Below are 24075 nucleotides of genomic sequence, written 5' to 3' on the forward strand. Positions count from 1 at the left end.
GTAAAAGCGCGGAAAATGCCCGAAACATGTCGTGAACGGGCACGCAAATGCCCCTTCTGCCTGCTAGCCGTCACGAACGGCCTTTTTCGCGATGGGTTAGAATTTCGTTTTACAAATCAGGATCGGCAGATGCACTGGCAGCTTCGGATCGATTTACTGGCGTATGTCCCCCGCGAGCTTCACGCTGCGGCGGAGCGGCATGCGCGCCATGCGCGATCGTGGCGTTGATCCGGACACATTGAAGGCGCCGTGTCGCATCTGGCTCGTCATTACATCCGTGTCATTGCCGGATTTGCGCGATGCGGCGGCCTTCCTACAGAACAGTCTCATCCAAAAATCTGCGCCCCCACGCGCATCGCCGGTGACTTTGCGCTTCCTGACGCGCTCGCCGGCTCACCGAACCGTCGAACATGAACGCACCTCAAGCCTTCGATCCGAACGGCGCCCATGCCGCCTTGCCGCTCGACGTCGAGCCCCGTCTGCGCGAAATTCCCTATAACTACACGTCGTTTTCCGATCGCGAGATCGTCATGCGGCTGCTCGGCGACGAAGCCTGGGCCGCACTCGACGAACTGCGCGGCGAAAGACGCACCGGCCGCTCGGCGCGCATGCTGTACGAAGTGCTCGGCGACATCTGGGTCGTACGCCGCAATCCGTATCTGCAGGACGATTTGCTCGACAACCCGAAGCGTCGCGTATTGCTCGTCGAAGCGCTGAATCATCGACTGGCTGAAATTGAAAAGCGCCGTAACGCCGATCTATCGCAACACGGCGACGACGCAGGCCAGGAACGCGCCGCACGCGTGCAACTGCTGGTCGCGGCCGCGCGCCGCTCCGTGGACGACTTCTCCGCCGAATTCGGCCGCATGGCCGAGTTACGCCGCCGCGCGTCGCGCGTGCTGGGCAAACAGACGCAGAAGGACAACATCAAGTTCGACGGTCTGTCGCGCGTTTCGCACGTCACCGACGCCACCGACTGGCGTGTCGAATATCCGTTCGTCGTGCTCACGCCGGACACCGAGGCGGAGATCGCGGGTCTCATCAAGGCGTGTTTCGAGCTCGGCCTCACCGTGATTCCGCGTGGAGGCGGCACGGGCTATACCGGCGGCGCGATTCCGCTCACGCCGTTTTCCGCGGTCATCAACACGGAAAAGCTCGAACAACTCGGGCCGGTGGAGATGACCGATCTTCCGGGCGTCGATCACAAGGTCGCGACCATTTTCTCCGGCGCGGGCGTGGTCACGCGACGCGTCACGGAAGCGGCGGAGCAGGCGGGCTTCGTGTTCGCCGTCGATCCGACATCGCTCGATGCATCGTGCGTCGGCGGCAATGTCGCGATGAACGCGGGCGGCAAGAAGGCAGTGCTGTGGGGCACGGCGCTCGACAATCTCGCCTGGTGGCGCATGGTGGACCCGGAAGGCAACTGGCTCGAAGTCACGCGCCTCGAACATAACTGCGGCAAGATCCACGACATTCCGGTGGCGCGCTTCCGGCTCGACTGGTTCGACGGCACGCGCGCGCCCGGCGAAAAGCTCCTGAAAACCGAGGCGCTCGATATCGCCGGCCGCACGTTCCGCAAGGAAGGGCTCGGCAAGGACGTCACCGACAAGTTCCTCGCGGGCTTGCCGGGCGTGCAGAAGGAAGGTTGCGACGGGCTCATCACGTCGGCGCGCTGGATTCTGCACAAGATGCCCGCGCATACGCGCACCGTCTGTCTCGAATTTTTCGGCCAGGCGCGCGACGCCATTCCGAGCATCGTCGAGATCAAGGATTATCTGTTCGAGACGTCGAAGGAGGGCGGCGCGATTCTCGCGGGACTCGAACATCTGGACGAGCGCTATCTGCGCGCGGTCGGCTATGCGACCAAGAGCAAGCGCAACGCGTTTCCGAAGATGGTGCTGATCGGCGATATCGTCGGCAACGACGCCGATGCCGTCGCGCAAGCCGCCTCCGAAGTCGTCCGGATGGCGAATGGCAAGAGCGGCGAAGGCTTCGTCGCGGTGAACGCCGAGGCGCGCAAGCGCTTCTGGCTCGACCGTTCGCGCACGGCCGCCATCGCGAAGCACACCAACGCGTTCAAGATCAACGAAGACGTGGTGATCCCGCTCAATCGCATGGGCGAGTACACGGACGGCATCGAGCGCATCAATATCGAGCTGTCGATCAAGAACAAGCTGCAACTGGTCGACGCGCTCGAGGCGTTCTTCAAGACCGGCAAGCTGCCGCTCGGAAAGAGCGACGACGCGAACGAGATTCCGTCCGCCGAATTGCTCGAAGATCGCGTGCAACAGGCGCTCGATTTGATGAAGCGCGTGCGTGAGCGCTGGACTTTCGTCGGCGACAAGCTCGACATGTCCTTGCGCGAGGCGCAGCACTATCTCGTGAATCTCGGCTACGAAGGGCTCGCCGAGAAGTTCGCGGATCGCGTCGATACCCAGCCGGATGCGAGCGTGTTCCATGTCGCGCAAGACCGCACCGTGCGCATCTCATGGAAGACGGAGATTCGCGGCGAATTGCGCCAAATCTTCAACGGCGGCGAATTTAAGCCGATCCTCGACGAAGCGCAGGCCATCCACAAGCAAGTGCTGCGCGGCCGCGTGTTCGTCGCGCTGCACATGCACGCGGGCGACGGCAACGTACACACCAACATTCCGGTCAACTCCGACAACTACGCGATGCTGCAGGACGCGCATCACGCGGTGGCGCGCATCATGAAGCTTGCGCGTTCGCTGGACGGCGTGATCTCGGGCGAGCACGGCATCGGCATCACGAAGCTGGAGTACCTGACCGATGACGAAATCCGCGATTTCCGCGATTACAAGAAGCGCGTCGATCCGCAGGGGCGCTTCAACGCGGGCAAATTGCTCGAAGGCGCGGACTTGCGCAACGCGTACACGCCGAGCTTCGGCCTAATGGGCTATGAGTCGCTCATCATGCAGCAGTCGGATATCGGCGCGATTTCCGAATCGATCAAGGACTGCCTGCGCTGCGGCAAGTGCAAGCCCGTGTGCGCGACGCACGTGCCGCGCGCGAACCTGCTCTACAGCCCGCGCAACAAGATTCTCGCGACTTCGCTGCTCATCGAGGCGTTCCTGTACGAAGAGCAGACGCGCCGCGGCGTGTCGATCAAGCATTGGGACGAATTCAACGATGTCGCCGATCACTGCACGGTCTGCCATAAGTGCGTGACGCCGTGCCCGGTGAAGATCGATTTCGGCGATGTCACCATGAACATGCGCAATCTGCTGCGCAAGATGGGCAAAAAGAAGTTCAACGCGGGCAACGCGGCGGGCATGTTCTTCCTCAACGCGACGAATCCGCAGACGATCAACGTCGCGCGCACCGCGATGATGGGCGTGGGCTACAAGGCGCAGCGTCTGGGCAACGACATCCTCAAGAAGTTCGCGAAGAAGCAGACGGCCAAACCGCCCGCGACGGTCGGCAAGCCGCCGGTGGTCACGCAAGTGATCCACTTCATGAACAAGAAGATGCCGGGCAATCTGCCTAAAAAGACGGCGCGCGCGCTGCTGGATATCGAGGACAACAAGATCGTTCCGATCATCCGCAATCCGCAGAAAACCACGGTGGATTCGGAAGCCGTGTTCTATTTCCCCGGTTGCGGTTCCGAGCGTCTGTTCTCGCAGGTCGGGCTCGCCACGCAAGCCATGTTGTGGGAAGCGGGCGTGCAGACCGTGCTGCCGCCGGGCTATCTGTGCTGCGGCTATCCGCAGCGCGGCGCGGGACAGTTCGACAAGGCCGAGAAGATCGTCACGGACAACCGCGTGTTGTTCCATCGCGTGGCCAATACGCTGAACTATCTGGATATCAAGACCGTGGTCGTGTCGTGCGGCACCTGTTACGACCAGCTCGCGGGCTATGAATTCGAGAAGATCTTCCCGGGATGCAGGATCATCGACATCCACGAGTTCCTGCTCGAAAAGAACATCAAGCTCGATGGCGTGAAGGGCACGCGCTACATGTACCACGACCCGTGTCATTCGCCGATCAAGACGATGGACCCGGTCAAACTCGTCAACGAGCTGATGGGTTCGCAGCAGGACGGCTACAAGATCGAAAAAAATGATCGCTGCTGCGGCGAGTCGGGCACGCTCGCGGTGACGCGGCCGGACATCTCCACGCAAGTGCGCTTTCGCAAGGAAGAGGAAATGCGCAAGGGCGCGGCGAAGTTGCGCGGCATTCCGCTCGTCGCGGAGGCGGGCGCGAACGCCATCAACATGGCGAACGCCTCGGCCGGTGCGGCGGGCGCGCAGCCGGGTTCGGTGCTGAAAGCGGGCGATGGTCCGCAGCCGGACAATGCCGTCACCGACGTCAAGATCCTCACGAGCTGCCCGTCCTGCCTGCAGGGTTTGTCGCGCTACAACGAGGACGCCAACACCGAGGCGGATTACATCGTCGTGGAAATGGCGCGCAAGGTGCTCGGCGAGAACTGGATGGAACAGTATGTCGAGCGCGCGAACAATGGCGGTATCGAGCGCGTACTGGTGTAATAGCGAAATCGGGTTTCGATTCGCTAGAGGTTTGAGATGGACTGTGTGTTTTGCCGTGAAGACGGCGGCGAGGTACTGTGGGCGGACGACGCATTGCGCGTCGTCCTCGCCGATGAGGCCGACTGGCCCGGCTTGTGCCGCGTGATCTGGAGCGCGCATGTCGCCGAAATGTCGGATCTGCAAGACGCCGACCGCGCGCGCATGATGACCGCCGTCAACTGCGTCGAGCGCGCCATGCGGCGCATTCTCGTGCCGGAGAAGGTCAATCTGGCGAGTCTCGGCAACCAGGTGCCGCACGTGCATTGGCACGTCATTCCGCGCTTTTCCAACGATTCCCGCTTTCCTCTGCCCATTTGGGCGCCGCGTCAGCGCACCGTTTCCGAAGCGCAGCTTTCGAAGCGCCGCGCGCAGGCCACCTTGCTGCGCGAAGCCGTGCGCCATGAGCTGAATCAGGTCTTCGGCTCTCCATAAGACAACATCATCAAAAGCCAGGGCTCCCCATGAGCGGACTCACTTCCACGACGCCGATTCCCACCGACGTCGTCGTGCATTCGAAATCCCGCGTGCTCGAACTGCAATATGCGGACGACACGTCGTATCGCGTGCCATTCGAACTGCTGCGCGTTTATTCGCCTTCCGCCGAGGTTCAGGGCCACGGTCCCGGCCAGGAAACGCTACAAACCGGCAAGCGCGATGTCACGCTGATCGGCGTCGATGCGGTCGGTCACTACGCGCTGCAGCTGAACTTTTCGGACGGGCACAATACCGGTATCTATTCCTGGGACATTCTTCACAACCTGGCGACGCGGCAGGACGATTTGTGGCACGAGTATCTGGCGAAACTGGAAGCTGCCGGCCTCGACCGCGACGCGCCCATGACGGCGAAGGCGTCCGGCGGGCATTGCCACTAAACTCGAACTCAATCCAAATACGCGGCATAACGCCGCGGACCCGGCGCGATGCTTGCGCGGGTACACGACAAACGACAGGCGAGGAATCAGCGCGATGAGCAAGACCCACTTCGGATACGAAACGGTCGACGAGCAGGACAAGGCGAAGAAAGTGGCGGGCGTGTTCCACTCCGTCGCGGGCAACTACGACTTGATGAACGACCTGATGTCCGGCGGACTGCATCGGATCTGGAAGCACTTCACGATCGGGCAGGCGCGAGTGCGGCCGGGCTACAAGGTGCTGGATCTGGCAGGCGGCACGGGCGATCTGGCGATGGCTTTCGCAAGGCAAGCGGGCGAAAGCGGCGAAGTCTGGCACACGGACATCAATGAATCGATGTTGCGCGTCGGGCGCGACCGCTTGGTCGACAAAGGCGTGATTACGCCCGCGCTCCTGTGCGACGCCGAGAAGATTCCTTTCCCGGACAATTATTTCAATGTGGTTACAGTCGCCTTCGGTCTACGCAACATGACCCACAAAGAGCGCGCGCTTGCCGAAATGCAGCGTGTGCTGAAGCCCGGTGGCCGGTTGCTCGTTCTGGAGTTTTCGAAGGTTTGGGAGCCGCTGAAGAAGCCGTACGATATCTACAGTTTCAAGATTTTGCCGTGGCTTGGAGAGAAAGTCGCGAAAGATGCGGACAGCTATCGCTACCTTGCCGAATCCATCCGCATGCATCCCGACCAGGAAACTTTAAAAACAATGATGGAACAAGCTGGCTTGGATCGAGTCGAATATTACAATTTGTCAGGTGGCGTGGTAGCGTTACACGTCGGGACCAAATTTTAGTGTTCCACTCTTAATAGGATTCGAAATGTCCGATTCGCGCATACCCCAATCCCGGGGTTTCCTGAGCAGCATTTTCAGGAAGGCCGGAATCTTGGCGCTCGCTGGCGTTATCACGGTTGGCGCAATCTACACTGAAGATGCAGATGCCCGTCGCATGGGCGGCGGCCGCAGCATGGGCCGTCAGTCGGCAACGGCCACGCAGCAGCATCAGGCGACGCCGCCGTCACAGTCCATGCAGCAAGGCCAGGCCGCGCAAGCTCAGCGCGCACCGGCCGCGCCCGCCGCGGCGGCGGCCGCGCAACCGGCACGTAACCGCTGGCTCGGACCGCTCGCAGGTTTGGCGGCGGGTCTCGGCATCGCGGCGCTGTTGTCGCACTTCGGCTTGGGCGAAGCCTTCGCCGGCGCCATGGCCAATATGATCATCATCGGCTTGATCGTGCTCGCGGCCGTCATGCTGTTCCGCTTTTTCATGCGCCGCCGTCAAGCGAATCAGGGCAACACGCCCGCATACGCCGGCGCTTCGGGCGCGGCGTCGCCTTACGGCGCAATGGCGCGTACCGACTTGAACCAGGAGCCGCCGCAAACGCCGCGTTCCACGAGCCTCGGCGCGACTTATATCGATTCGCCGAACCAGCCGCCGGTGACAAACCCGAACGTGCCGGCCGGCTTTGACACGGAAGCGTTCGTGCGCAACGCAAAGGTCTACTTCGTGCGCCTGCAGGACGCGTGGGATCGCGGCAATGTCAACGACATCCGCGAGTTCACGACGCCCGAAATGTTCGCCGAAGTGAAACTCGACGTCGATGCGCGCGGCAGCACACCGAACCGTACAGACGTCGTGCAACTCAATGCCGATCTGCTCGGCGTCGAAGACCGCGCGAACGAGTATCTGGCAAGCGTGCGTTTCCACGGCCTCATTCGCGAGTCCGAGGGTTCAGCGGCCGAACCGTTCGTCGAAGTGTGGAATCTCTCGAAGCAGAAGACGGGCAACGAAGGCTGGCTGCTGGCAGGTATTCAGCAAGTCAGTTAAGTTGTCGATCCAATTGCGCCCGGTCGAAAGACCGGGGGCGGCGGCCGGTATCACGCCGGTTGCGAAGGTAGAATAGAAACCCGCGCCGGTCACCGCTGGCGCGGGTTTTTTCATCTCAGAGCCGATGACGAACGCAGACGAATCCGCCCGTTTTGCAGTAAATCCTGCCTTCAAGACCGCATCCGGCGCCTTCTCGGCCGTGGTGAACCATCTGCTCGTGCGCGAGCCGTGGGCGCTCGAACGCGTCAAGCCTTACGCCGGCAAGTGCGTCAAGCTGACTTGCGGACCTGTTCCCATCGCGCTCGTGGTGCAACCGGGCGGTCTCTTTGCCGCGACGAGCGAAGGTGAAGCCGGGCGTTTCGATGTCACCATCGCGGTTCCGCTCGACGCGTTGCCCGCGTTCCTGCAAGGCGGCCAGGCGGCCGTGATGAAGCACGTTCGAATCGAAGGCGATGCCGAATTCGCCACGACGCTCGCCAAACTCGCCGAAAACTTGCGCTGGGACCCGGAAGAGGATTTGGCGCGCGTCATCGGCGACGCGCCCGCGCATCGCGTCGGGCGAATCGCGCGGACGGTTCAGGAGCAGGCGCAACGCACCGGCCGCAATCTGCTGGATACGGTCGCCGAATATCTGCTCGATGAACGTCCGCAACTCGTACGCAAAAGCGCGCTCGACGGTTTCAACGCCGAGCTTTCCGCGACGCGCGACGCCCTGGCGCGCCTCGAAAAGCGCATCGAAAGACTGGAAAGACGACAACCGGAACGCGGCGCCTCAGCGCGGCCCGGTGGCGAGTCCGTGCGCGACTCGCGCGAATAACGAGCTGAAGCGAAACCGAATATGCGTTTTCTGCGTTTCCTCAAAATATTCTTCACGATTGTCCGCTTCGGGCTCGACGAGCTGGTGATGAGCGGCATCAACGATCGTCGCGTGCGCTATCTCATGCGCATCACGACGTTCGGCCGCAAATTCGAAGTGGCGCGTGGCATCCGGCTGCGCCTCGCACTGGAAAGTCTCGGCCCGATCTTCGTCAAGTTCGGTCAGGTGTTGTCGACGCGGCGCGATCTGCTGCCCGTCGATATCGCGGATGAACTCGCCAAGCTGCAGGATCAGGTTCCGCCCTTCGATTCGGCGGTGGCAATGGAGATCATCGAAAAATCGCTGGGTGCGCCTATCGAAGTGTTGTTCGACGATTTCGAGCGCGTGCCGGTGGCGTCGGCTTCCATCGCGCAAGTGCATTTCGCGAAAATCAAGCACGGCGAGCACGCGGGCAAGTCGGTCGCCGTGAAGGTGTTGCGCCCCGGCATGCTGCCGGTGATCGATTCGGATCTCGGATTGCTGCGCGATGCCGCGACGTGGGCCGAACGCCTGTGGCCGGACGGACGGCGGCTGAAGCCGCGCGAAGTCGTCGCCGAATTCGACAAGTATCTGCACGACGAACTCGACCTCATGCGCGAAGCCGCCAACGGCAGTCAGTTGCGGCGCAATTTCGCGGGTCTCGATCTGCTGCTCGTGCCGGAAATGTACTGGGATTTGTCCGCGCCCACGGTGCTCGTGATGGAGCGCATGGTCGGCGTGCCGATCAGCCAGGTTGAAACGCTGCGCGCGGCGGGCGTCGATATTCCGAAGCTGGCGCGCGAAGGCGTGGAGATTTTCTTCACGCAAGTGTTCCGCGATGGCTTCTTTCACGCCGACATGCACCCCGGCAATATCCAGGTGAGCCTCGATCCGGCAACCTTCGGGCGCTATATCGCGCTGGACTTCGGCATCGTCGGGGCGCTGTCGGACTTCGACAAGAACTATCTCGCGCAGAACTTTCTGGCGTTCTTCAAGCGCGACTATCATCGCGTCGCCACGCTGCATCTGGAATCCGGCTGGGTGCCACCGAGCACGCGCGTCGAGGAACTGGAAAGCGCGATCCGCGCCGTGTGCGAGCCGTACTTCGATCGCGCGCTCAAGGATATTTCCCTCGGTCAGGTGTTGATGCGGCTTTTCTCGACGTCGCGTCGTTTCAACGTCGAGATTCAGCCGCAACTCGTGCTCTTGCAGAAGACGATGCTGAACGTCGAAGGCCTGGGCCGTTCGCTCGATCCTGAACTCGATCTGTGGAAGACCGCGAAGCCGTATCTCGAACGCTGGATGAACGAACAGATCGGCTGGCGCGGCTGGTACGAACGTCTGCAGTTAGAAGCGCCGCAATGGAGCAAGACTATTCCGCAGTTGCCGCGCCTGATTCATCACCTTCTGGCCGAGCATCACGACGCGCCCAAAGGCAGCAGCGACGAAACCATGCGCCTCTTGCTAGCGGAGCAAAAGCGCACGAACCGCTTGCTGATTACGCTGCTCGCGGTCGGACTCGTTGCCATGGCGGGTGCGGGCGTGGTTATCGCCCAGTTGTGGCTGGGGCACGGCGGATGAGCGATCCCAACGTCCCAACTTTCGATCATCGCGATCCCAATTCGCCTGATTTCTGGGACGAACGCTTCGACCGGCGTTTCATGCCGTGGGATCAGGCGGGCGTTCAGGAGGCGTTCAAGGCGTTTGCGGCGTCGCGCGCTCTGCACAATGTGCTGATTCCCGGTTGCGGCAGCGCGTATGAAGCGCTTTATCTGGCCGAGCGAAGCTGGACGGTGCGCGCGATCGACTTCTCGCCGGTCGCCGTCGCAACGGCACGCGCGCAACTGGGCGCGTATGGGAAAAACGTCGAAGAGGCGGATTTCTTCGCGTATCAGCCGCCGTTTTCGCCCGCGTGGATCTACGAGCGCGCGTTTCTTTGCGCGCTGCCGAAAAACTGCTGGGCCGATTACGCGCAGCGCATGGCCGATTTGCTCGAATCCGGCGCGCTTCTCGCGGGCTTCTATTTCCTCGGCGCGACGCCGAAAGGCCCGCCGTTCGGCATCGAACGCGATGAACTTCACGCGCTTCTTACGCCGCACTTCGAACTCATCGACGAGCGGGAAGTTCGAGACTCCATTCCCGTATTTGCCGGACGCGAACGCTGGATGACCTGGCGGCGCGCTTGAAATTCGGCATCGACGCCTCCATTTAGCGGCAGGAAGTCGTAGCCGGAAACCCCCGAAAATCGCGGGTCAAAATCTGTTTGCGGCTATAATTCAAGGCTTTGCAAGCGTCGACAGATCATTGTAGGGATAGCACCATGCCGATTTACGCGTACCGCTGCGCCTCCTGCGGCCACGAAAAAGACGTGCTTCAGAAAATGAGCGACGCACCGCTCACGCAATGTCCCGCTTGCGGACAGGCCACGTTTTCGAAACAGGTCACTGCCGCCGGATTCCAGTTGAAGGGTTCGGGCTGGTATGTCACCGATTTTCGCGGCGGCAATAACGGCGGCAAGGCCAAGGACGCGGCGGCGCCCGCCAAATCGGAGAACGGCTCTTCGGATGCGCCCGCGGCTTCGTCGGAAGCTGGCAGTTCAAGCAATGCAAACGCTTCGAATGACGCCGGCGCGAAGGCGTCGTCCTCGGAAGCGTCGAAGCCCGCAAGCAGTACGCCTTCTTCCGGCACATCCACGTCGGGCGCGGCCTGAGCGGCTGAACGCAAGAGCGCGGCCATTGCGCGATATGCATGCCGTCCGGCATCTCCGGGCGAATATCGCTGTCGCGCTCGTCGATTCGGGCATCCGCCAGCCGTTTCCAACTGAAACGGTGCAACCTTCGGCTAAGACCTTAGCGACTACAACGTGACGACAAAAAAGACTACGCTGAAATCCGTGTTTCTGACTGGCCTGCTCGTGCTGGTGCCTTTGGCCATCACGCTGTGGGTGCTCGGCCTCGTCATCGGAACCATGGATCAGACGCTGCTCCTGTTGCCCGAATCATGGCAGCCCGAGCGCATCTTCGGTTTCCATTTGCCTGGACTGGGCGCGGTACTGACCATCGCGTTCATTTTTATCGTCGGCTTGCTGACGCAGAACTTCATCGGGCAGAAACTCGTATTGTGGTGGGACGCCATCGTGCGCCACATTCCGGTGGTCGGCCCGCTGTACACGAGCGTGAAGCAAGTGTCGGACACGCTGCTTTCGTCGAGCGGCAATGCGTTTCGCAAGGCGTTGCTCATCGAATATCCGCGCAAGGGCTCCTACACCATCGGGTTCCTGACGGGCATTCCGGGTGGCGACGTCCTGAATCATCTGGAGGGCGATCACGTGAGCGTCTATGTGCCGACCACGCCGAATCCGACCTCCGGCTTTTTTCTGATGATGCCGAAAAGCGAAGTCGTCGAACTGGATATGACCGTCGACGCCGCACTGAAGTACATCGTCTCGATGGGCGTGGTAGCCCCGGCGCCGAGCGCACCGATCCCGGTCGCGCCTGCCCGCCGCCCCACCGAGCCGCCGATGTAATGCCGGCACGCGCGCCAAACGTGAGTCAGTCAGTCAATCAAGAACATGACCACAGCGCGCGAGCCGTTGATCAACGAACAACGAAAGACACAAACATCATGTCGATGCGATCTGAATACTGCGGTCTGGTGACCGAGGCCCTGCTGGGCCAAACCGTTTCGCTGTGTGGCTGGGTGCATCGCCGCCGCGATCACGGCGGCGTTATCTTCATCGACTTGCGCGATCGCGAAGGGCTCGTTCAGGTCGTCTGCGACCCGGACCGCGCCGATATGTTCAAGGTGGCCGAAGGCGTGCGCAACGAGTTCTGCGTGCGCGTTCAGGGCGTGGTACGCAACCGTCCGGAAGGCACGATCAATACCAATCTGACGAGCGGCAAGATCGAAGTGCTGTGCCACGAGCTGACCGTGCTGAACGCATCGGTCACGCCGCCGTTCCAGCTCGACGACGACAACCTCTCCGAAACCACGCGCCTCACGCATCGCGTGCTCGACCTGCGTCGTCCGCAGATGCAGAAGAACCTGCGTTTGCGTTATCGCGTGGCGATCGAAGTGCGCAAGTATCTCGACGCGCAAGGTTTCATCGACATCGAAACGCCGATGTTGACCAAGAGCACGCCCGAAGGCGCGCGCGATTACCTGGTGCCGTCGCGCGTGAACGCGGGTCAATTCTTCGCGCTGCCGCAATCGCCGCAATTGTTCAAGCAATTGCTGATGGTCGCGAACTTCGACCGTTACTACCAGATCACCAAGTGTTTTCGCGACGAAGACCTGCGCGCCGACCGTCAGCCGGAATTCACGCAGATCGACTGTGAAACCTCGTTCCTGACGGAACAGGAAATTCGCGATCTGTTCGAGAACATGATCCGCCACGTCTTCAAGGAGACGATGGACGTCGCGCTGCCCGAGAAATTCCCGGTCATGCTGTACTCGGAAGCCATGCGTCGTTTCGGCTCCGACAAGCCCGACCTGCGCGTAAAGCTGGAATTCGCGGATCTCACCGACGCGGTGAAGGACGTCGACTTCAAGGTGTTCAGCATGCCCGCCAACTCGAAAGACGGCCGCGTGGCCGCCTTGCGCGTGCCGAAGGGCAGCGAACTTTCGCGTGGCGATATCGACGGCTACACGGAATTCGTGCGTATCTACGGCGCGAAGGGTCTTGCGTGGATCAAGGTCAACGACAAGGCGCGTGGTCGTGACGGCCTGCAGAGCCCGATCGTCAAGAACCTGCATGACGCAGCGCTCGCAGCCATTCTCGAGCGTACCGGCGCGCAAGACGGCGACATCGTTTTCTTCGCGGCGGATCGCGCGAAGGTCGTGAACGACAGCCTCGGCGCGCTGCGCCTGAAGATCGGTCATTCGGAATTCGGCAAGTCCACGGGTCTGCTGGAAACGGGCTGGAAGCCCCTGTGGGTGATCGACTTCCCGATGTTCGAATACGACGAAGGCGAGAACCGTTACGTGGCCGCGCATCATCCGTTCACGAGCCCGAAGGACGAGCATCTCGAATATCTCGAAACCGATCCGGGCCGCTGTCTCGCGAAGGCGTACGACATGGTTCTAAACGGCTGGGAAATCGGCGGCGGCTCGGTGCGGATCTTCCAAGAAGACGTGCAGAGCAAGGTGTTCCGCGCGCTCAAGATCGGCGTTGAAGAAGCGCGCCTGAAGTTCGGCTTCCTGCTCGACGCGTTGCAGTACGGCGCGCCGCCGCATGGTGGCATTGCGTTCGGTCTGGATCGCATCGTCACGCTGATGTCCGGCGCCGATTCCATCCGCGACGTGATTGCGTTCCCGAAGACGCAGCGTGCGCAGGACTTGCTCACGCAAGCGCCGAGCGAAGTGGACGAGCGCCAGTTGCGCGAGTTGCATATTCGCTTGCGTCAGCCGGAGCAGAAGGCGCAGTAACGCGCGTTCGCTACAGCACGATGAAGAAGGCGCCAAGTGCGCCTTTTTCCGTTTTTGCGTTACAGTCATTCGCCATAGAGGCACACAATGAAACGCGCGCATAAATCGTCATGCTCAAGCCGCCGAAAATCCCTGAATCCGTACTCGTCGTCATTCACACGCCAACGCTCGATGTGCTCATCATCGAACGCGCGGATCACGAGGGCTTCTGGCAGTCCGTGACGGGTTCGAAGGACCGAATCGACGAGCCGCTTGCCGAGACCGCCGCGCGCGAAGTGCAAGAGGAAACGGGGATTGTGATCGGCAGTCCGCTCGTGCCGGAGAACGCGTTGCTCGACTGGAATCACAGCATTCAGTACGAGATTTATCCGCGGTGGCGGCATCGCTATGCCGAAGGCGTCACGCACAATACCGAACACCAGTTCAGCCTGCTCGTGCCGCACTGTCTCGAAGTGACACTCGCGCCGCGCGAACACACTTCACACTTGTGGCTGCCTCTGCGCGAAGCCGCGGATCGCTGCTTCTCGTGGTCGAACCGCGAAGCCATTCTGCAATTGCCCGAGCGCCTCGCGGCGCATAGCCGGTGATGGACATTCGCCCGCGACGCAAATTCAAGCGGCTGCGCGAGGCGCTTTTCTCGGGCCGTCGGCCGTCGCGTCTGTGCTTCACGTCGGGCAATCACGTTCGTATCTTCAAGTGCGGCGTGCAGTTCTTCCCGGCGTTGATAGAGCGCATCGACAATGCGCGCACGTCGGTGTCGCTGGAAACGTATATCTTCGCCAACGACGACATCGGCCGCGCCGTCTCCGATGCGCTCGTGCGCGCGGCCCAACGCGGCGTGACGGTGCGCGTGATCACCGATGGCATCGGCACCGACAGCAAACTGCCGATGTTCACGCTCTGGAAGGAAAGCGGCGTCGAGCATCGCATTTACAATCCGCATCTTTTGTTCGGGCCGCAAGGATGGTCGCGCACGCATCGCAAGCTCGCGATCGTCGACGAGACTTACGCGTTTTGCGGCGGCATCAATATCGTCGACGATTACGATCAGAACGGCACGCGCCTCGAACAACCACGCTGGGACTTCGCGATGGAAGCGCAAGGTCCGGTGGTGAAGGACGTAGGCGAAGCGATCGATTTGCAATGGCAACGTATTCGTCTTGGCGTGAAACCGCGTCAGCCGCGCCAGCCGGGATGCGAGCCCGAGCCGCAGCAAAGCCGCTGGAGCGCGCGCCGTTCGATGCGCGCGCGCAAACGCGCCCAGCTCGGCGAAATCCACGCCGTCGATCAGCCGTGCGTCGCTTTCGTCGCGCGCGATAATTTGTTGAACCGGCGAGCTATCGAGAAGGCGTATCTGCGTGCCATCTCGCATGCGGAAAGCGAAGTGCTGCTCGCGAATCCTTACTTCATGCCTGGACGGAAACTGCGGCGTGCGCTCGTGTATGCGGCACGGCGCGGCGTGCGCGTTTCACTGCTGATTGGCCGCAAGGAATTCGTGGCGCTCGACTACGCCACGCCGTTTCTCTATGGCAACCTGCTCAAGCACGGCGTGCGTATCGCCGAATATGAGAAAACCATGCTTCACGGCAAGGTCGCCGTCGTGGATTCCGACTGGGCAACCATCGGCTCCTCCAATTTAGACGCGCTCAGTCTCGTCTTGAACAACGAGGCCAACATGGTGCTCGTGAATCACCCGGAAATCGCCGGTTTGCACGACGCCATCCTCAACGCCTTCGACGAAGGCCGTCCTATCGACCAGAAGCATTACGCCGTGCGCCCCGTCACCGAGCGCATGCTGAGCTGGTTTGCCTACAACACGTATCGTCTGATGATGAAAATCATCACGATCGGTCAATACGACTGATCACTACGATTTCGGCTCCCGATTCGTGTAGATTGCTGCTGACCAGCAGCAAATTGTTCCTTCATGCACCGCAACATGACCGGTTCAGAAAATGGGAACTCGGGCAGTCACTAGCATGCAGTTATCAATTAAAAAGGGACAATCGAGCGGCTAATGTTGAGACTTATCCTATTGACGTTGGCGGCGGGTTAGAAACGGTTTTCTAATAATTTTCTTGTTTCATTGGCGACTGGCCATAATAATAGAACGGCCGTTCGTTTTAAATCGGGTCACGAGAGGACGGTAGAGACATCATGCGAAAAGGCGAACAGACGCGGGCCGCGATTCTCGACGCAGCGCTTGAATTGGCGAGCCGGGACGGGCTGGAAGGGCTAACCATCGGGTTGCTGGCCGAGCGGATGCAAATGAGCAAGAGCGGAGTGTTTGCGCATTTCGGATCGCGCGAAGATTTGCAGGTGGAAGTGGTACGCGAGTATCACCGCCGCTTCGAGGACGAAGTGTTCTTCCCGAGCCTGCGAGAGCCGCGCGGATTGCCGAGGCTGCGCGCCATGATGGATCGCTGGATGGAAAAGCGCATCCAGGAGGTGACCACGGGCTGCATCTATATCAGCGGCGCGGTGGAGTACGACGACCGCGCGGCGAGCGCCGTGCGAGAGCAACTGGTAAGCAGCGTGACGACCTGGCGAGAGGCGCTCTTGCGCGCAATTCGCCAGTCGAAGGACGAGGGGCATTTGAAGCCGGATACCGATCCGCAACTGATGCTCTTCGAGTTGTACAGTTTCACGCTCGGCCTGCATCACGACGCGCGCTTCCTTCACTTGCCGGAAGCCGTGCAACTGACGCGGGATGCGCTGGAAAAAACGATCGATTCGTATCAGTCGCCGGAATCGACCGCGCGCGTGCACAGCAGTATCGCGGCAAGCGTGGGCGCCACGGCGACTTTAGCTTCACCACAACCCGATAGCCGTTAGCGGCGCCGCACGAATCGCACAACGGTTTGGCGGCGCCTGACGAGAAGCCCGAAGAAACTGGAGAGACTCATGGGACAGTACGCCGCCCCGTTGCGCGACATGCAGTTCGTGCTGCACGAATTGCTCGATGTCGAAGCAGAACTGAAGAACATGCCGAAGCACGCCGATCTCGACGCGGACACCATCAATCAGGTGCTCGAAGAAGCCGGCAAGTTCTGCGCCGAAGTCGTCTTTCCGCTCAACCAGAGTGGCGACCGCGAGGGCTGCACGTATGAAGGCGATGGCGTCGTGCGCACGCCCGCCGGTTTCAAGGAGGCGTATCGCCAGTATGTCGAGGCGGGCTGGCCCGCGCTCGGCTGCGATCCCGAGTTTGGCGGACAGGGCTTGCCCGCGTTCGTGAACAACGCGCTCTACGAAATGCTCAACTCCGCGAATCAGGCCTGGACGATGTACCCCGGTCTCTCGCATGGCGCGTATGAATGTCTGCACGCGCATGGCACGCCGGAGCAAAAGAGCACGTATCTGTCGAAGCTCGTTTCGGGCGAATGGACCGGGACAATGTGTCTGACCGAGCCGCATTGCGGCACCGACCTTGGCATTCTGCGCACGAAGGCCGAGCCGAACGGCGACGGTTCCTTTGCGCTCACCGGCACGAAGATCTTCATTTCGAGCGGCGAGCACGACATGGCGGAGAACATCGTCCATCTCGTGTTGGCGCGTCTGCCTGGCGCACCTGCCGGCACCAAGGGCATTTCGCTTTTCATCGTGCCGAAGTTCGTGCCGGACGCGAACGGCGCACTGGGCGAACGCAATGGCGTCAAGTGCGGTTCGATCGAACACAAGATGGGCATCCACGGCAACGCCACCTGCGTGATCAATCTCGATGGCGCGAAGGGCTGGCTCGTCGGCGAAGAGAGCAAGGGCTTGAACGCCATGTTCGTGATGATGAACGCGGCACGCCTGGGTGTCGGCATGCAGGGTCTTGGTCTCACCGAAGTCGCGTATCAGAACTCGCTCGTCTATGCAAAAGAGCGCTTGCAGATGCGCTCGCTCACCGGTCCGAAGGCGCCGGAGAAGCCGGCCGATCCGATCATCGTGCATCCGGACGTGCGGCGCATGCTGCTCACGCAAAAAGCCTATGCCGAAGCGGGGCGCGCGTTTGCTTATTGGGCGGCGCTCAATATCGACAAGGAACTTTCGCATGCGGATGAAGCGGTGCGTCGCGAGGCGGCGGATTTAGTCGCGTTGCTCACGCCCGTCATCAAGGCGTTTCTCACCGATAACGCGTTCGAAGGCACGAACATGGCCATGCAGATTTACGGCGGTCATGGCTTCATCTCCGAATGGGGCATGGAGCAGTACGTGCGCGATGCGCGCATCAACATGATCTACGAAGGCACGAATTCCATTCAGGCGCTCGATCTGCTCGGCCGCAAGATTCTCGGCGACATGGGCGCGAAGTTGAAGCGCTTCGGCAAGCTGGTCGCGGATTTCGTCGAGGAAGAGGGCGTTAAGCCGGAGATGCAGGAGTTCATCAATCCGCTCGCGGATATCGGCGACAAGGTGCAGAAGCTCACCATGGAGATCGGCATGAAAGCCATGCAGAATCCCGATGAAGTGGGCGCGGCTGCGGTGCCGTATCTGCGTACGGTCGGGCATTTGGTGTTTTCTTATTTTTGGGCGCGGATGGCTCGGGTGGCGCTCTATAACGCTTCTTCTGACGATGCTTTTTATAAGGCCAAGCTCGCTACTGCGCGGTTTTACTTCGCCAAGCTGCTGCCCGAGACAGCCTCTACTATTCGTGCTGCTCGCGCGGGGGCCAAGCCTATGATGGATTACGACGAGGCTTTGTTTTGATTTGTTTTAGGGGAGCCTGTGCTGCTTTCGTGCGGTTACATGCAGTAGCCGCCTCCCCGGCGGAGGGGTAACTTTCTTTGCAGCAGCAAAGAAAGTCACCAAAGAAAGCAGCTTCTGAACCCGCTTCTGAAGCACAACTGGTTCCCCGCTATTCACCACAAACCCTTTGAGCGCTCCCAATGTCCAACGCCTCAGGTTCATCTCAGGGCGAGCCCGCCTTCTGAAGAACAACCGGTTTCCCGCTATTTATCACAGGCCCATTGAGCACTTCCAATGACTAACGTGTTTTGTTCATTAGTTTTGGCGCTCATTGGGTAGCGCGCAGCCATTCGATACAAGTCGCGCACAACCCCTTTTTTTGGAGGCTTATTCGTGGGCACTCTCAACATTCGCAAAGTCGCCGTGCTCGGCGCCGGCGTAATGGGCGCGCAAATCGCCGCGCATCTGATCAACGCTCGCGTACCCGTGCTGCTATTCGATCTGCCAGCCAAGGAAGGTCCCAAGAACGGCATCGCGCTCAAAGCCATCGACAATCTCAAGAAGCTCTCGCCCGCGCCGCTCGGTATCAAGGACGACGCGAACTTCATCGAGCCGGCTAACTACGAAGACGATATCGCCAAACTCGCCGAGTGCGATCTCGTCATCGAAGCCATCGCCGAACGCATGGACTGGAAGCACGATCTCTACAAGAAGGTCTCGCCGCACATCGCGCCGCACGCCATCTTCGCAAGCAATACGTCCGGCCTCTCGATCACGGAACTGTCGAACGGCTTTTCGGATGAACTCAAGGCGCGCTTCTGCGGCGTGCATTTCTTCAATCCGCCGCGCTACATGCATCTGGTCGAACTTATTCCGACCGCAACCACGCAACCGCATATCCTCGATCAACTCGAAACTTTCCTGACGAGCGTGGTCGGCAAGGGCGTGGTGCGCGCGAAAGACACGCCGAACTTCATCGCGAATCGTGTCGGCGTGTTCTCGATTCTCGCCGTGATCGCCGAAGCGGAAAAGTTCGGTCTGCGCTTCGATCAGGTCGATGACCTCACGGGTTCGCGTCTCGGTCGCGCCAAGTCCGCCACCTTCCGCACCGCGGATGTCGTCGGTCTCGACACGATGGCGCATGTCATCAAGACGATGCAGGACAACCTGCCGGACGATCCCTTCCTGCCCATCTACGCCACGCCGCCCGTGCTCGCGAAACTGGTGGAAAACGGCGCACTCGGCCAGAAGACGGGCGCCGGTTTCTATCGCAAGGAAGGGCGCGCGATCAAGGTGCTCGATCCGAAGACCGCGCAATACGTCGATGGCGGCGCGAAGGCCGATGAACTCGTCGGCCGCATTCTGAAGCGTCCGCCCGCCGAGCGCTTCAAGCTGCTGCGCGAGACGGACAATCCGCAGGCACAGTTCCTCTGGGCCATTTTCCGTGACGTGTTCCACTACATCGCGGTGCATCTCGAATCGATCGCGGATAACGCGCGCGACGTCGATCTCGCCATTCGCTGGGGCTTCGGCTGGAATCAAGGGCCGTTCGAAAGCTGGCAAGCCGCGGGCTGGCAGCAGATCGCGAAGTGGGTGCAGGAAGATATCGATGCAGGCAAGGCGCTCTCGAAAGCGCCGCTGCCCGCGTGGGTGCTCGACGGTCCCGTCGCGGAAAAAGGCGGCGTGCATACGAGCGAAGGTTCGTGGTCGCCGCGGGAACGCCGCTTCGTGCCGCGCTCGAGCTTGTCCGTGTACGAGAAGCAAGTATTTCGCGCGCCGCTCGTCGGCGAGACCGGCGCCGATCCCAAGACCTTCGGCAAGACGCTCTTCGAAACCGAAAGCGTGCGCGCCTGGCTCGATGACGAGCAAAGCGATGTCGTCATCGTGTCGTTCAAGACGAAGCTGAACACCATTGGCCCGGGCGTGATCGACGGTCTCACGCAAGCCATCGAACTCGCCGAGAAAGCGTATCGCGGCGTGGTGATCTGGCAGCCGACTTCGCTTGCGCTCGGCGCGCCGGGCGGTCCGTTCTCGGCGGGGGCGAATCTCGAGGAAGCCATGCCCGCGTTCATGATGGGCGGCGCGAAGGGTATCGACCCGTTCGTGAAGAAGTTCCAGCAAGGCATGTTGCGCGTGAAGTACGCGAATGTGCCGGTTATCGCGGCCGTGTCGGGCATCGCGCTTGGCGGCGGTTGCGAGTTGCTGCTGCATTCGGCCAAGCGCGTGGCGCACGTCGAAAGCTATATCGGTCTCGTCGAAGTAGGCGTGGGTCTCGTGCCTGCGGGCGGTGGCCTGAAGGAAGCCGCGTTGCGCGCCGCCGATGCCGCGAACGCCGTCAACGCAACGACCGATCTGCTCAAGTTCCTGCAGAAGTCGTTCGAGAACGCCGCGATGGCGAAGGTTTCCACCTCCGCTTTCGATGCCCGCGCGATGGGTTATCTCAAGCCCACGGACACCATCGTCTTCAACGTGCACGAGTTGCTCGACATCGCGAAGAAGGAAGCGCGCGCGCTCGCCGATACCGGCTACCGCCCGCCCTTGCGCGTGAGACAGGTGCCGGTGGCGGGCCGCTCGGCGATTTCGACCATCAAGGCGTCGCTCGTCAACATGCGCGATGGCCGCTTCATCAGCGAGCACGACTATCTGATCGCGAGCCGCATAGCGGAAGCCATGTGCGGCGGCGACGTCGAAGCCGGCAGTCTCGTCGATGAAGAATGGCTGCTTGCGCTCGAACGCCGCGCGTTCGTCGAGTTGCTCGGCACGCAGAAAACGCAGGAACGGATCATGGGCATGCTGCAGACCGGCAAGCCGGTTCGTAACTGAACACGCGACCTATTGGAGCTGCAAATAATGAGCAAGCAATTGCAAGACGCATATATCGTCGCCGCGAGCCGCACGCCTATTGGCAAGGCGCCGCGCGGCGTGTTCAAGAACACGCGCCCGGATGAATTGCTGGTTCACGCCATCCGCTCGGCTGTGGCGCAAGTGCCCGGACTCGACACGAGCGTGATCGAAGACGCGATCGTCGGCTGCGCCATTCCCGAAGCCGAGCAAGGGCTGAACGTCGCGCGCATGGGCGCCTTGCTCGCGGGTCTGCCGAACACGGTCGGCGGCGTGACCGTGAACCGCTTCTGCGCATCGGGTCTGACGGCGCTCGCGATGGCCGCGGACCGCATCCGCGTGGGCGAATCCGACGCGATGATCGCAGGCGGCTGCGAGTCCATGAGCATGGTGCCGATGATGGGCAACAAGCCGTCGCTGTCGCCGCATATCTTCGATCGCAATGAGGACGTCGGCATTGCGTACGGCATGGGGCTGACCGCCGAGCGCGTGGCCGAGCGCTGGAAGGTGACCCGCGAGGCGCAGGACGCGTTCGCGGCGGAGTCGCATCGGCGTGCGTTGGCGGCGCAAAAGGCGGGCGAATTCGCCGATGAAATCGCGGCTTACACGCTCAACGAACGCTTCCCCGATCTCGCTTCGGGCGAAGTGCGCGTGAATGCCCGCGAGATCGCGCTAGACGAAGGTCCGCGCGCCGATACGAGCGTCGAAGGTCTCGCGAAGCTGCGCGCGGTGTTCGCGAACAAGGGCTCGGTGACGGCGGGCAACAGTTCGCAAACTTCCGATGGCGCGGGCGCGTTGATCGTCGTGTCGGAGAAAGTGTTGAAGCAATTCAACCTCACGCCGCTCGCGCGCTTCGTGAGCTTTGCAGTGCGCGGCGTGCCGCCGGAGATCATGGGCATCGGGCCGAAGGAAGCGATTCCCGCTGCATTGAAGGCCGCCGGTCTCAAGCAGGATGACATCGACTGGATCGAACTCAACGAGGCATTCGCGGCGCAGTCGCTCGCGGTGATTCAGGACCTCGGGCTCGATCCTTCGAAGGTCAATCCGCTCGGCGGCGCGATTGCGCTCGGGCATCCGCTCGGCGCGACCGGCGCGATTCGCGCGGCGACCGTCGTACATGGCCTGCGCCGCCGCAATCTGAAGTACGGCATGGTGACGATGTGCGTCGGCACCGGAATGGGCGCTGCGGGCATCATCGAGCGGCTGTGATGACGTGGTCCGCCAGCGCGTCGAGAGTTGGCGGACCATACGACAGGAGACGGAAGATGGAGATTCTCATCGAACGCGCGGATGGCGTGCTCTGCATCGTGCTGAATCGCCCCGAGAAGAAGAACGCGATCACGGCTGCGATGTATCAGGAGATGGCCGACGGTCTTTACGAAGCCGAGAAAGATCCTTCCGTGCGCGCCGTGCTGATTCGCGGCAACGGCGGCGCCTTTAGCGCGGGCAACGACCTCGAAGACTTTCTCAACGATCCGCCCAAAGACCAGGACGCGCCCGTGTTTCAATTCCTGCGCCGCCTGAGCGCGATGCCGAAGCCGGTGGTTGCGGCGGTATCGGGTGTGGCGGTAGGTATCGGCACGACGATGCTTCTGCATTGCGATCTCGTCTACGCGGCCGAGGGCGCGAAGTTCTCGCTGCCGTTCGTGCAGCTCGGCTTGTGTCCGGAAGCGGCATCGAGTCTATTGTTGCCGCGTATCGCCGGATACCAGCGTGCGGCGGAAAAGCTGCTGCTCGGCGAAGCATTCGATGTCAAGGAAGCCACCGAAATGGGCTTTATCAACGGCGTGCTCGCTGCCACCGAACTCGATGCCTACGCTCTTGGCAAGGCGAGGAAGCTGGCCGCGTTGCCGGCGTCGTCGCTGCGCACGACCAAGTCCTTGCTGAAGGGCGCACAGGCGGCGGAAGTCACCGCGCGCATGGGCGAGGAAGCGGGGCACTTTGCGCGCATGCTCGCCGCGCCGGAAGCGCGTGAGGCGTTTCAGGCGTTCTTCGAGAAACGCAAACCGAACTTCAGCGCGTTCGAATAAAGCCTGCGCAAAACGCCTGAAGCGCGTTCAATCCGCGTCGTACTCGACGAAGCTGTTTTCGCGCGCGAAGCTGACGAGCCTCAGGCTCGCTTTCTTCGCGATGGCGATGGCAAGCGAAGTCGGCGCGGAGATAGTCGCGATCATCGGCACGCCGACGCGCGCCGACTTGCGCACGAGTTCGTAGCTTGCGCGGCTCGACAGAAACACGAAGCCTTGCGTCGTGTCCACACGCTGCAGCACGAGATGGCCGATGAGTTTGTCGAGCGCGTTATGGCGGCCGACATCCTCGAACGCGTGCAGCACCGCGCCTGTTTCGTCGCACCATGCAGCGGCGTGCAGGCCGCCGGTGAGCTTCGTCAGCCGCTGATGCGCGGGCAGATCGCGCGCGGCGCGTTCGATGGCACCGGGCGCGAGCTTCGCGAGAAAGCCGGTATCCGGCACGGCTTCGGGCTGCAAATCCAGCAAGTCGATACTCTCGATCCCGCACACGCCGCAACCCGTGCGGCCCGCCAATGCGCGCCGCTTGTCCTTCAGCGAAACGAACGCCTGCTGCACGACTTGCAAGTGCACTTCGGCATGAGGCAGCGCGTCTGCTTCATCGCGGTAATAGACTTCGATGTCGTGAATGTCGCTGCCCCGCTCGACAATACCTTCCGTCAGCGAGAAGCCCACCGCGAAGGCTTCGAGATCGCGCGGCGTGCACATCATGACCGCGTGCGAAATGCCGTTGTAGACGAGCGCAACGGGCCATTCCTGGCCCACGTTATCCGTGACGATCGCGCTCTCGCCCTTGCGATGTCTGCGCACGTTGCGTTCGACATAGCCGGGTTGATCGTCGGTATCGAGTCGACTCACTTGCTGCTCCTTCTTTACCGCATGGCCGCCGCGTTCAAGTAAAGTGTGGGTATGACACTTGCTGCCATGTCATGCTGTCCGCGTTTTCTAAAGCGCGCGCCAGCGGTTCATTTGCAACGGTTCCAGCCAGATTCAGAGCCC

19 protein-coding genes are annotated in these 24075 nt (G+C 61.4%); 18 read left to right on the plus strand and 1 reads right to left on the minus strand.

Annotated elements, in window-relative coordinates; all coding sequences use genetic code 11:
• Positions 1–410: 410 nt before the first annotated feature.
• The 18 genes from NCT04_RS01770 to NCT04_RS01855 all read left to right on the plus strand — a co-directional run bounded on the left by NCT04_RS01770 (position 411) and on the right by NCT04_RS01855 (position 23079).
• On the plus strand, positions 411–4508 hold the full coding sequence (locus NCT04_RS01770) for a DUF3683 domain-containing protein (RefSeq protein WP_250462938.1): 4098 nt from the start codon (positions 411–413) through the stop codon (positions 4506–4508).
• 36 nt (positions 4509–4544) lie between these two features.
• Positions 4545–4979: an HIT family protein gene (locus NCT04_RS01775; protein WP_250462942.1), complete on the plus strand. Its 435-nt coding sequence runs from the start codon at positions 4545–4547 to the stop codon at positions 4977–4979.
• Positions 4980–5008: 29 nt separating this feature from the next.
• Positions 5009–5419, plus strand: coding sequence for a gamma-butyrobetaine hydroxylase family protein (locus tag NCT04_RS01780; RefSeq protein WP_250462945.1), 411 nt, complete (start codon positions 5009–5011; stop codon positions 5417–5419).
• 94 nt (positions 5420–5513) lie between these two features.
• On the plus strand, positions 5514–6245 hold the full coding sequence (ubiE, locus tag NCT04_RS01785; protein ID WP_244826958.1) for a bifunctional demethylmenaquinone methyltransferase/2-methoxy-6-polyprenyl-1,4-benzoquinol methylase UbiE: 732 nt from the start codon (positions 5514–5516) through the stop codon (positions 6243–6245).
• Positions 6246–6270: 25 nt separating this feature from the next.
• On the plus strand, positions 6271–7275 hold the full coding sequence (locus tag NCT04_RS01790) for a Tim44 domain-containing protein (RefSeq protein ID WP_250462948.1): 1005 nt from the start codon (positions 6271–6273) through the stop codon (positions 7273–7275).
• Positions 7276–7399: 124 nt separating this feature from the next.
• Positions 7400–8092, plus strand: coding sequence for a ubiquinone biosynthesis accessory factor UbiJ (locus tag NCT04_RS01795; RefSeq protein WP_244826960.1), 693 nt, complete (start codon positions 7400–7402; stop codon positions 8090–8092).
• A gap of 21 nt (positions 8093–8113) precedes the next feature.
• Entirely contained in the window at positions 8114–9691 is a 1578-nt protein-coding gene (gene ubiB, locus NCT04_RS01800; protein ID WP_250462951.1) for a ubiquinone biosynthesis regulatory protein kinase UbiB, read from the plus strand.
• Positions 9688–10296, plus strand: coding sequence for a class I SAM-dependent methyltransferase (locus NCT04_RS01805; protein WP_250462954.1), 609 nt, complete (start codon positions 9688–9690; stop codon positions 10294–10296). The genes ubiB and NCT04_RS01805 overlap by 4 nt, the downstream gene beginning before the upstream one ends.
• 134 nt (positions 10297–10430) lie before the next feature.
• On the plus strand, positions 10431–10820 hold the full coding sequence (locus NCT04_RS01810) for an FmdB family zinc ribbon protein (protein ID WP_250462957.1): 390 nt from the start codon (positions 10431–10433) through the stop codon (positions 10818–10820).
• Between the two features lie 153 nt (positions 10821–10973).
• Positions 10974–11636 (plus strand): DUF502 domain-containing protein, encoded by a 663-nt coding sequence (locus tag NCT04_RS01815; protein ID WP_244826964.1) that lies wholly within the window; start codon positions 10974–10976, stop codon positions 11634–11636.
• 98 nt (positions 11637–11734) lie between these two features.
• Complete coding sequence (gene aspS, locus NCT04_RS01820; protein WP_250462960.1) at positions 11735–13537, plus strand: aspartate--tRNA ligase; 1803 nt, start codon at positions 11735–11737, stop codon at positions 13535–13537.
• Between the two features lie 110 nt (positions 13538–13647).
• Positions 13648–14124 (plus strand): dihydroneopterin triphosphate diphosphatase, encoded by a 477-nt coding sequence (gene nudB, locus NCT04_RS01825; protein WP_250462963.1) that lies wholly within the window; start codon positions 13648–13650, stop codon positions 14122–14124.
• Positions 14124–15401: a phospholipase D-like domain-containing protein gene (locus tag NCT04_RS01830; protein ID WP_250463024.1), complete on the plus strand. Its 1278-nt coding sequence runs from the start codon at positions 14124–14126 to the stop codon at positions 15399–15401. The genes nudB and NCT04_RS01830 overlap by 1 nt, the downstream gene beginning before the upstream one ends.
• Before the next feature lie 293 nt (positions 15402–15694).
• Complete coding sequence (locus NCT04_RS01835; RefSeq protein ID WP_244826967.1) at positions 15695–16372, plus strand: TetR/AcrR family transcriptional regulator; 678 nt, start codon at positions 15695–15697, stop codon at positions 16370–16372.
• 69 nt (positions 16373–16441) lie between these two features.
• Complete coding sequence (locus NCT04_RS01840) at positions 16442–18229, plus strand: acyl-CoA dehydrogenase C-terminal domain-containing protein (protein ID WP_250462965.1); 1788 nt, start codon at positions 16442–16444, stop codon at positions 18227–18229.
• 372 nt (positions 18230–18601) lie between these two features.
• The gene (locus NCT04_RS01845) at positions 18602–21031 is read left to right on the plus strand and encodes a 3-hydroxyacyl-CoA dehydrogenase/enoyl-CoA hydratase family protein (protein ID WP_250462968.1); all 2430 of its coding nucleotides are present in this window, start codon (positions 18602–18604) and stop codon (positions 21029–21031) included.
• Between the two features lie 27 nt (positions 21032–21058).
• Positions 21059–22258: an acetyl-CoA C-acyltransferase gene (locus tag NCT04_RS01850; protein WP_250462971.1), complete on the plus strand. Its 1200-nt coding sequence runs from the start codon at positions 21059–21061 to the stop codon at positions 22256–22258.
• A 56-nt stretch (positions 22259–22314) separates the two neighbouring features.
• Positions 22315–23079 (plus strand): enoyl-CoA hydratase, encoded by a 765-nt coding sequence (locus NCT04_RS01855; RefSeq protein ID WP_250462974.1) that lies wholly within the window; start codon positions 22315–22317, stop codon positions 23077–23079.
• Between the two features lie 27 nt (positions 23080–23106).
• Here the strand turns inward: NCT04_RS01855 and fdhD are convergent, their stop codons facing one another.
• Entirely contained in the window at positions 23107–23934 is an 828-nt protein-coding gene (gene fdhD, locus NCT04_RS01860; RefSeq protein ID WP_250462976.1) for a formate dehydrogenase accessory sulfurtransferase FdhD, read from the minus strand.
• Positions 23935–24075 lie beyond the last annotated feature (141 nt).

This window comes from Caballeronia sp. GAFFF2, from assembly GCF_023631485.1.
Taxonomy (GTDB): domain Bacteria; phylum Pseudomonadota; class Gammaproteobacteria; order Burkholderiales; family Burkholderiaceae; genus Caballeronia.

Excerpts from the sequence above, each read along its gene's own strand:
- NCT04_RS01770 (WP_250462938.1), top strand. The coding sequence starts at position 411 with ATGAACGCACCTCAAGCCTTCGATCCGAACGGCGCCCATGCCGCCTTG.
- NCT04_RS01775 (WP_250462942.1), top strand. The coding sequence starts at position 4,545 with ATGGACTGTGTGTTTTGCCGTGAAGACGGCGGCGAGGTACTGTGGGCG.
- NCT04_RS01780 (WP_250462945.1), top strand. The coding sequence starts at position 5,009 with ATGAGCGGACTCACTTCCACGACGCCGATTCCCACCGACGTCGTCGTG.
- ubiE (WP_244826958.1), top strand. The coding sequence starts at position 5,514 with ATGAGCAAGACCCACTTCGGATACGAAACGGTCGACGAGCAGGACAAG.
- NCT04_RS01790 (WP_250462948.1), top strand. The coding sequence starts at position 6,271 with ATGTCCGATTCGCGCATACCCCAATCCCGGGGTTTCCTGAGCAGCATT.
- NCT04_RS01795 (WP_244826960.1), top strand. The coding sequence starts at position 7,400 with ATGACGAACGCAGACGAATCCGCCCGTTTTGCAGTAAATCCTGCCTTC.
- ubiB (WP_250462951.1), top strand. The coding sequence starts at position 8,114 with ATGCGTTTTCTGCGTTTCCTCAAAATATTCTTCACGATTGTCCGCTTC.
- NCT04_RS01805 (WP_250462954.1), top strand. The coding sequence starts at position 9,688 with ATGAGCGATCCCAACGTCCCAACTTTCGATCATCGCGATCCCAATTCG.
- NCT04_RS01810 (WP_250462957.1), top strand. The coding sequence starts at position 10,431 with ATGCCGATTTACGCGTACCGCTGCGCCTCCTGCGGCCACGAAAAAGAC.
- aspS (WP_250462960.1), top strand. The coding sequence starts at position 11,735 with ATGTCGATGCGATCTGAATACTGCGGTCTGGTGACCGAGGCCCTGCTG.
- nudB (WP_250462963.1), top strand. The coding sequence starts at position 13,648 with ATGCTCAAGCCGCCGAAAATCCCTGAATCCGTACTCGTCGTCATTCAC.
- NCT04_RS01830 (WP_250463024.1), top strand. The coding sequence starts at position 14,124 with ATGGACATTCGCCCGCGACGCAAATTCAAGCGGCTGCGCGAGGCGCTT.
- NCT04_RS01835 (WP_244826967.1), top strand. The coding sequence starts at position 15,695 with ATGCGAAAAGGCGAACAGACGCGGGCCGCGATTCTCGACGCAGCGCTT.
- NCT04_RS01840 (WP_250462965.1), top strand. The coding sequence starts at position 16,442 with ATGGGACAGTACGCCGCCCCGTTGCGCGACATGCAGTTCGTGCTGCAC.
- NCT04_RS01850 (WP_250462971.1), top strand. The coding sequence starts at position 21,059 with ATGAGCAAGCAATTGCAAGACGCATATATCGTCGCCGCGAGCCGCACG.
- NCT04_RS01855 (WP_250462974.1), top strand. The coding sequence starts at position 22,315 with ATGGAGATTCTCATCGAACGCGCGGATGGCGTGCTCTGCATCGTGCTG.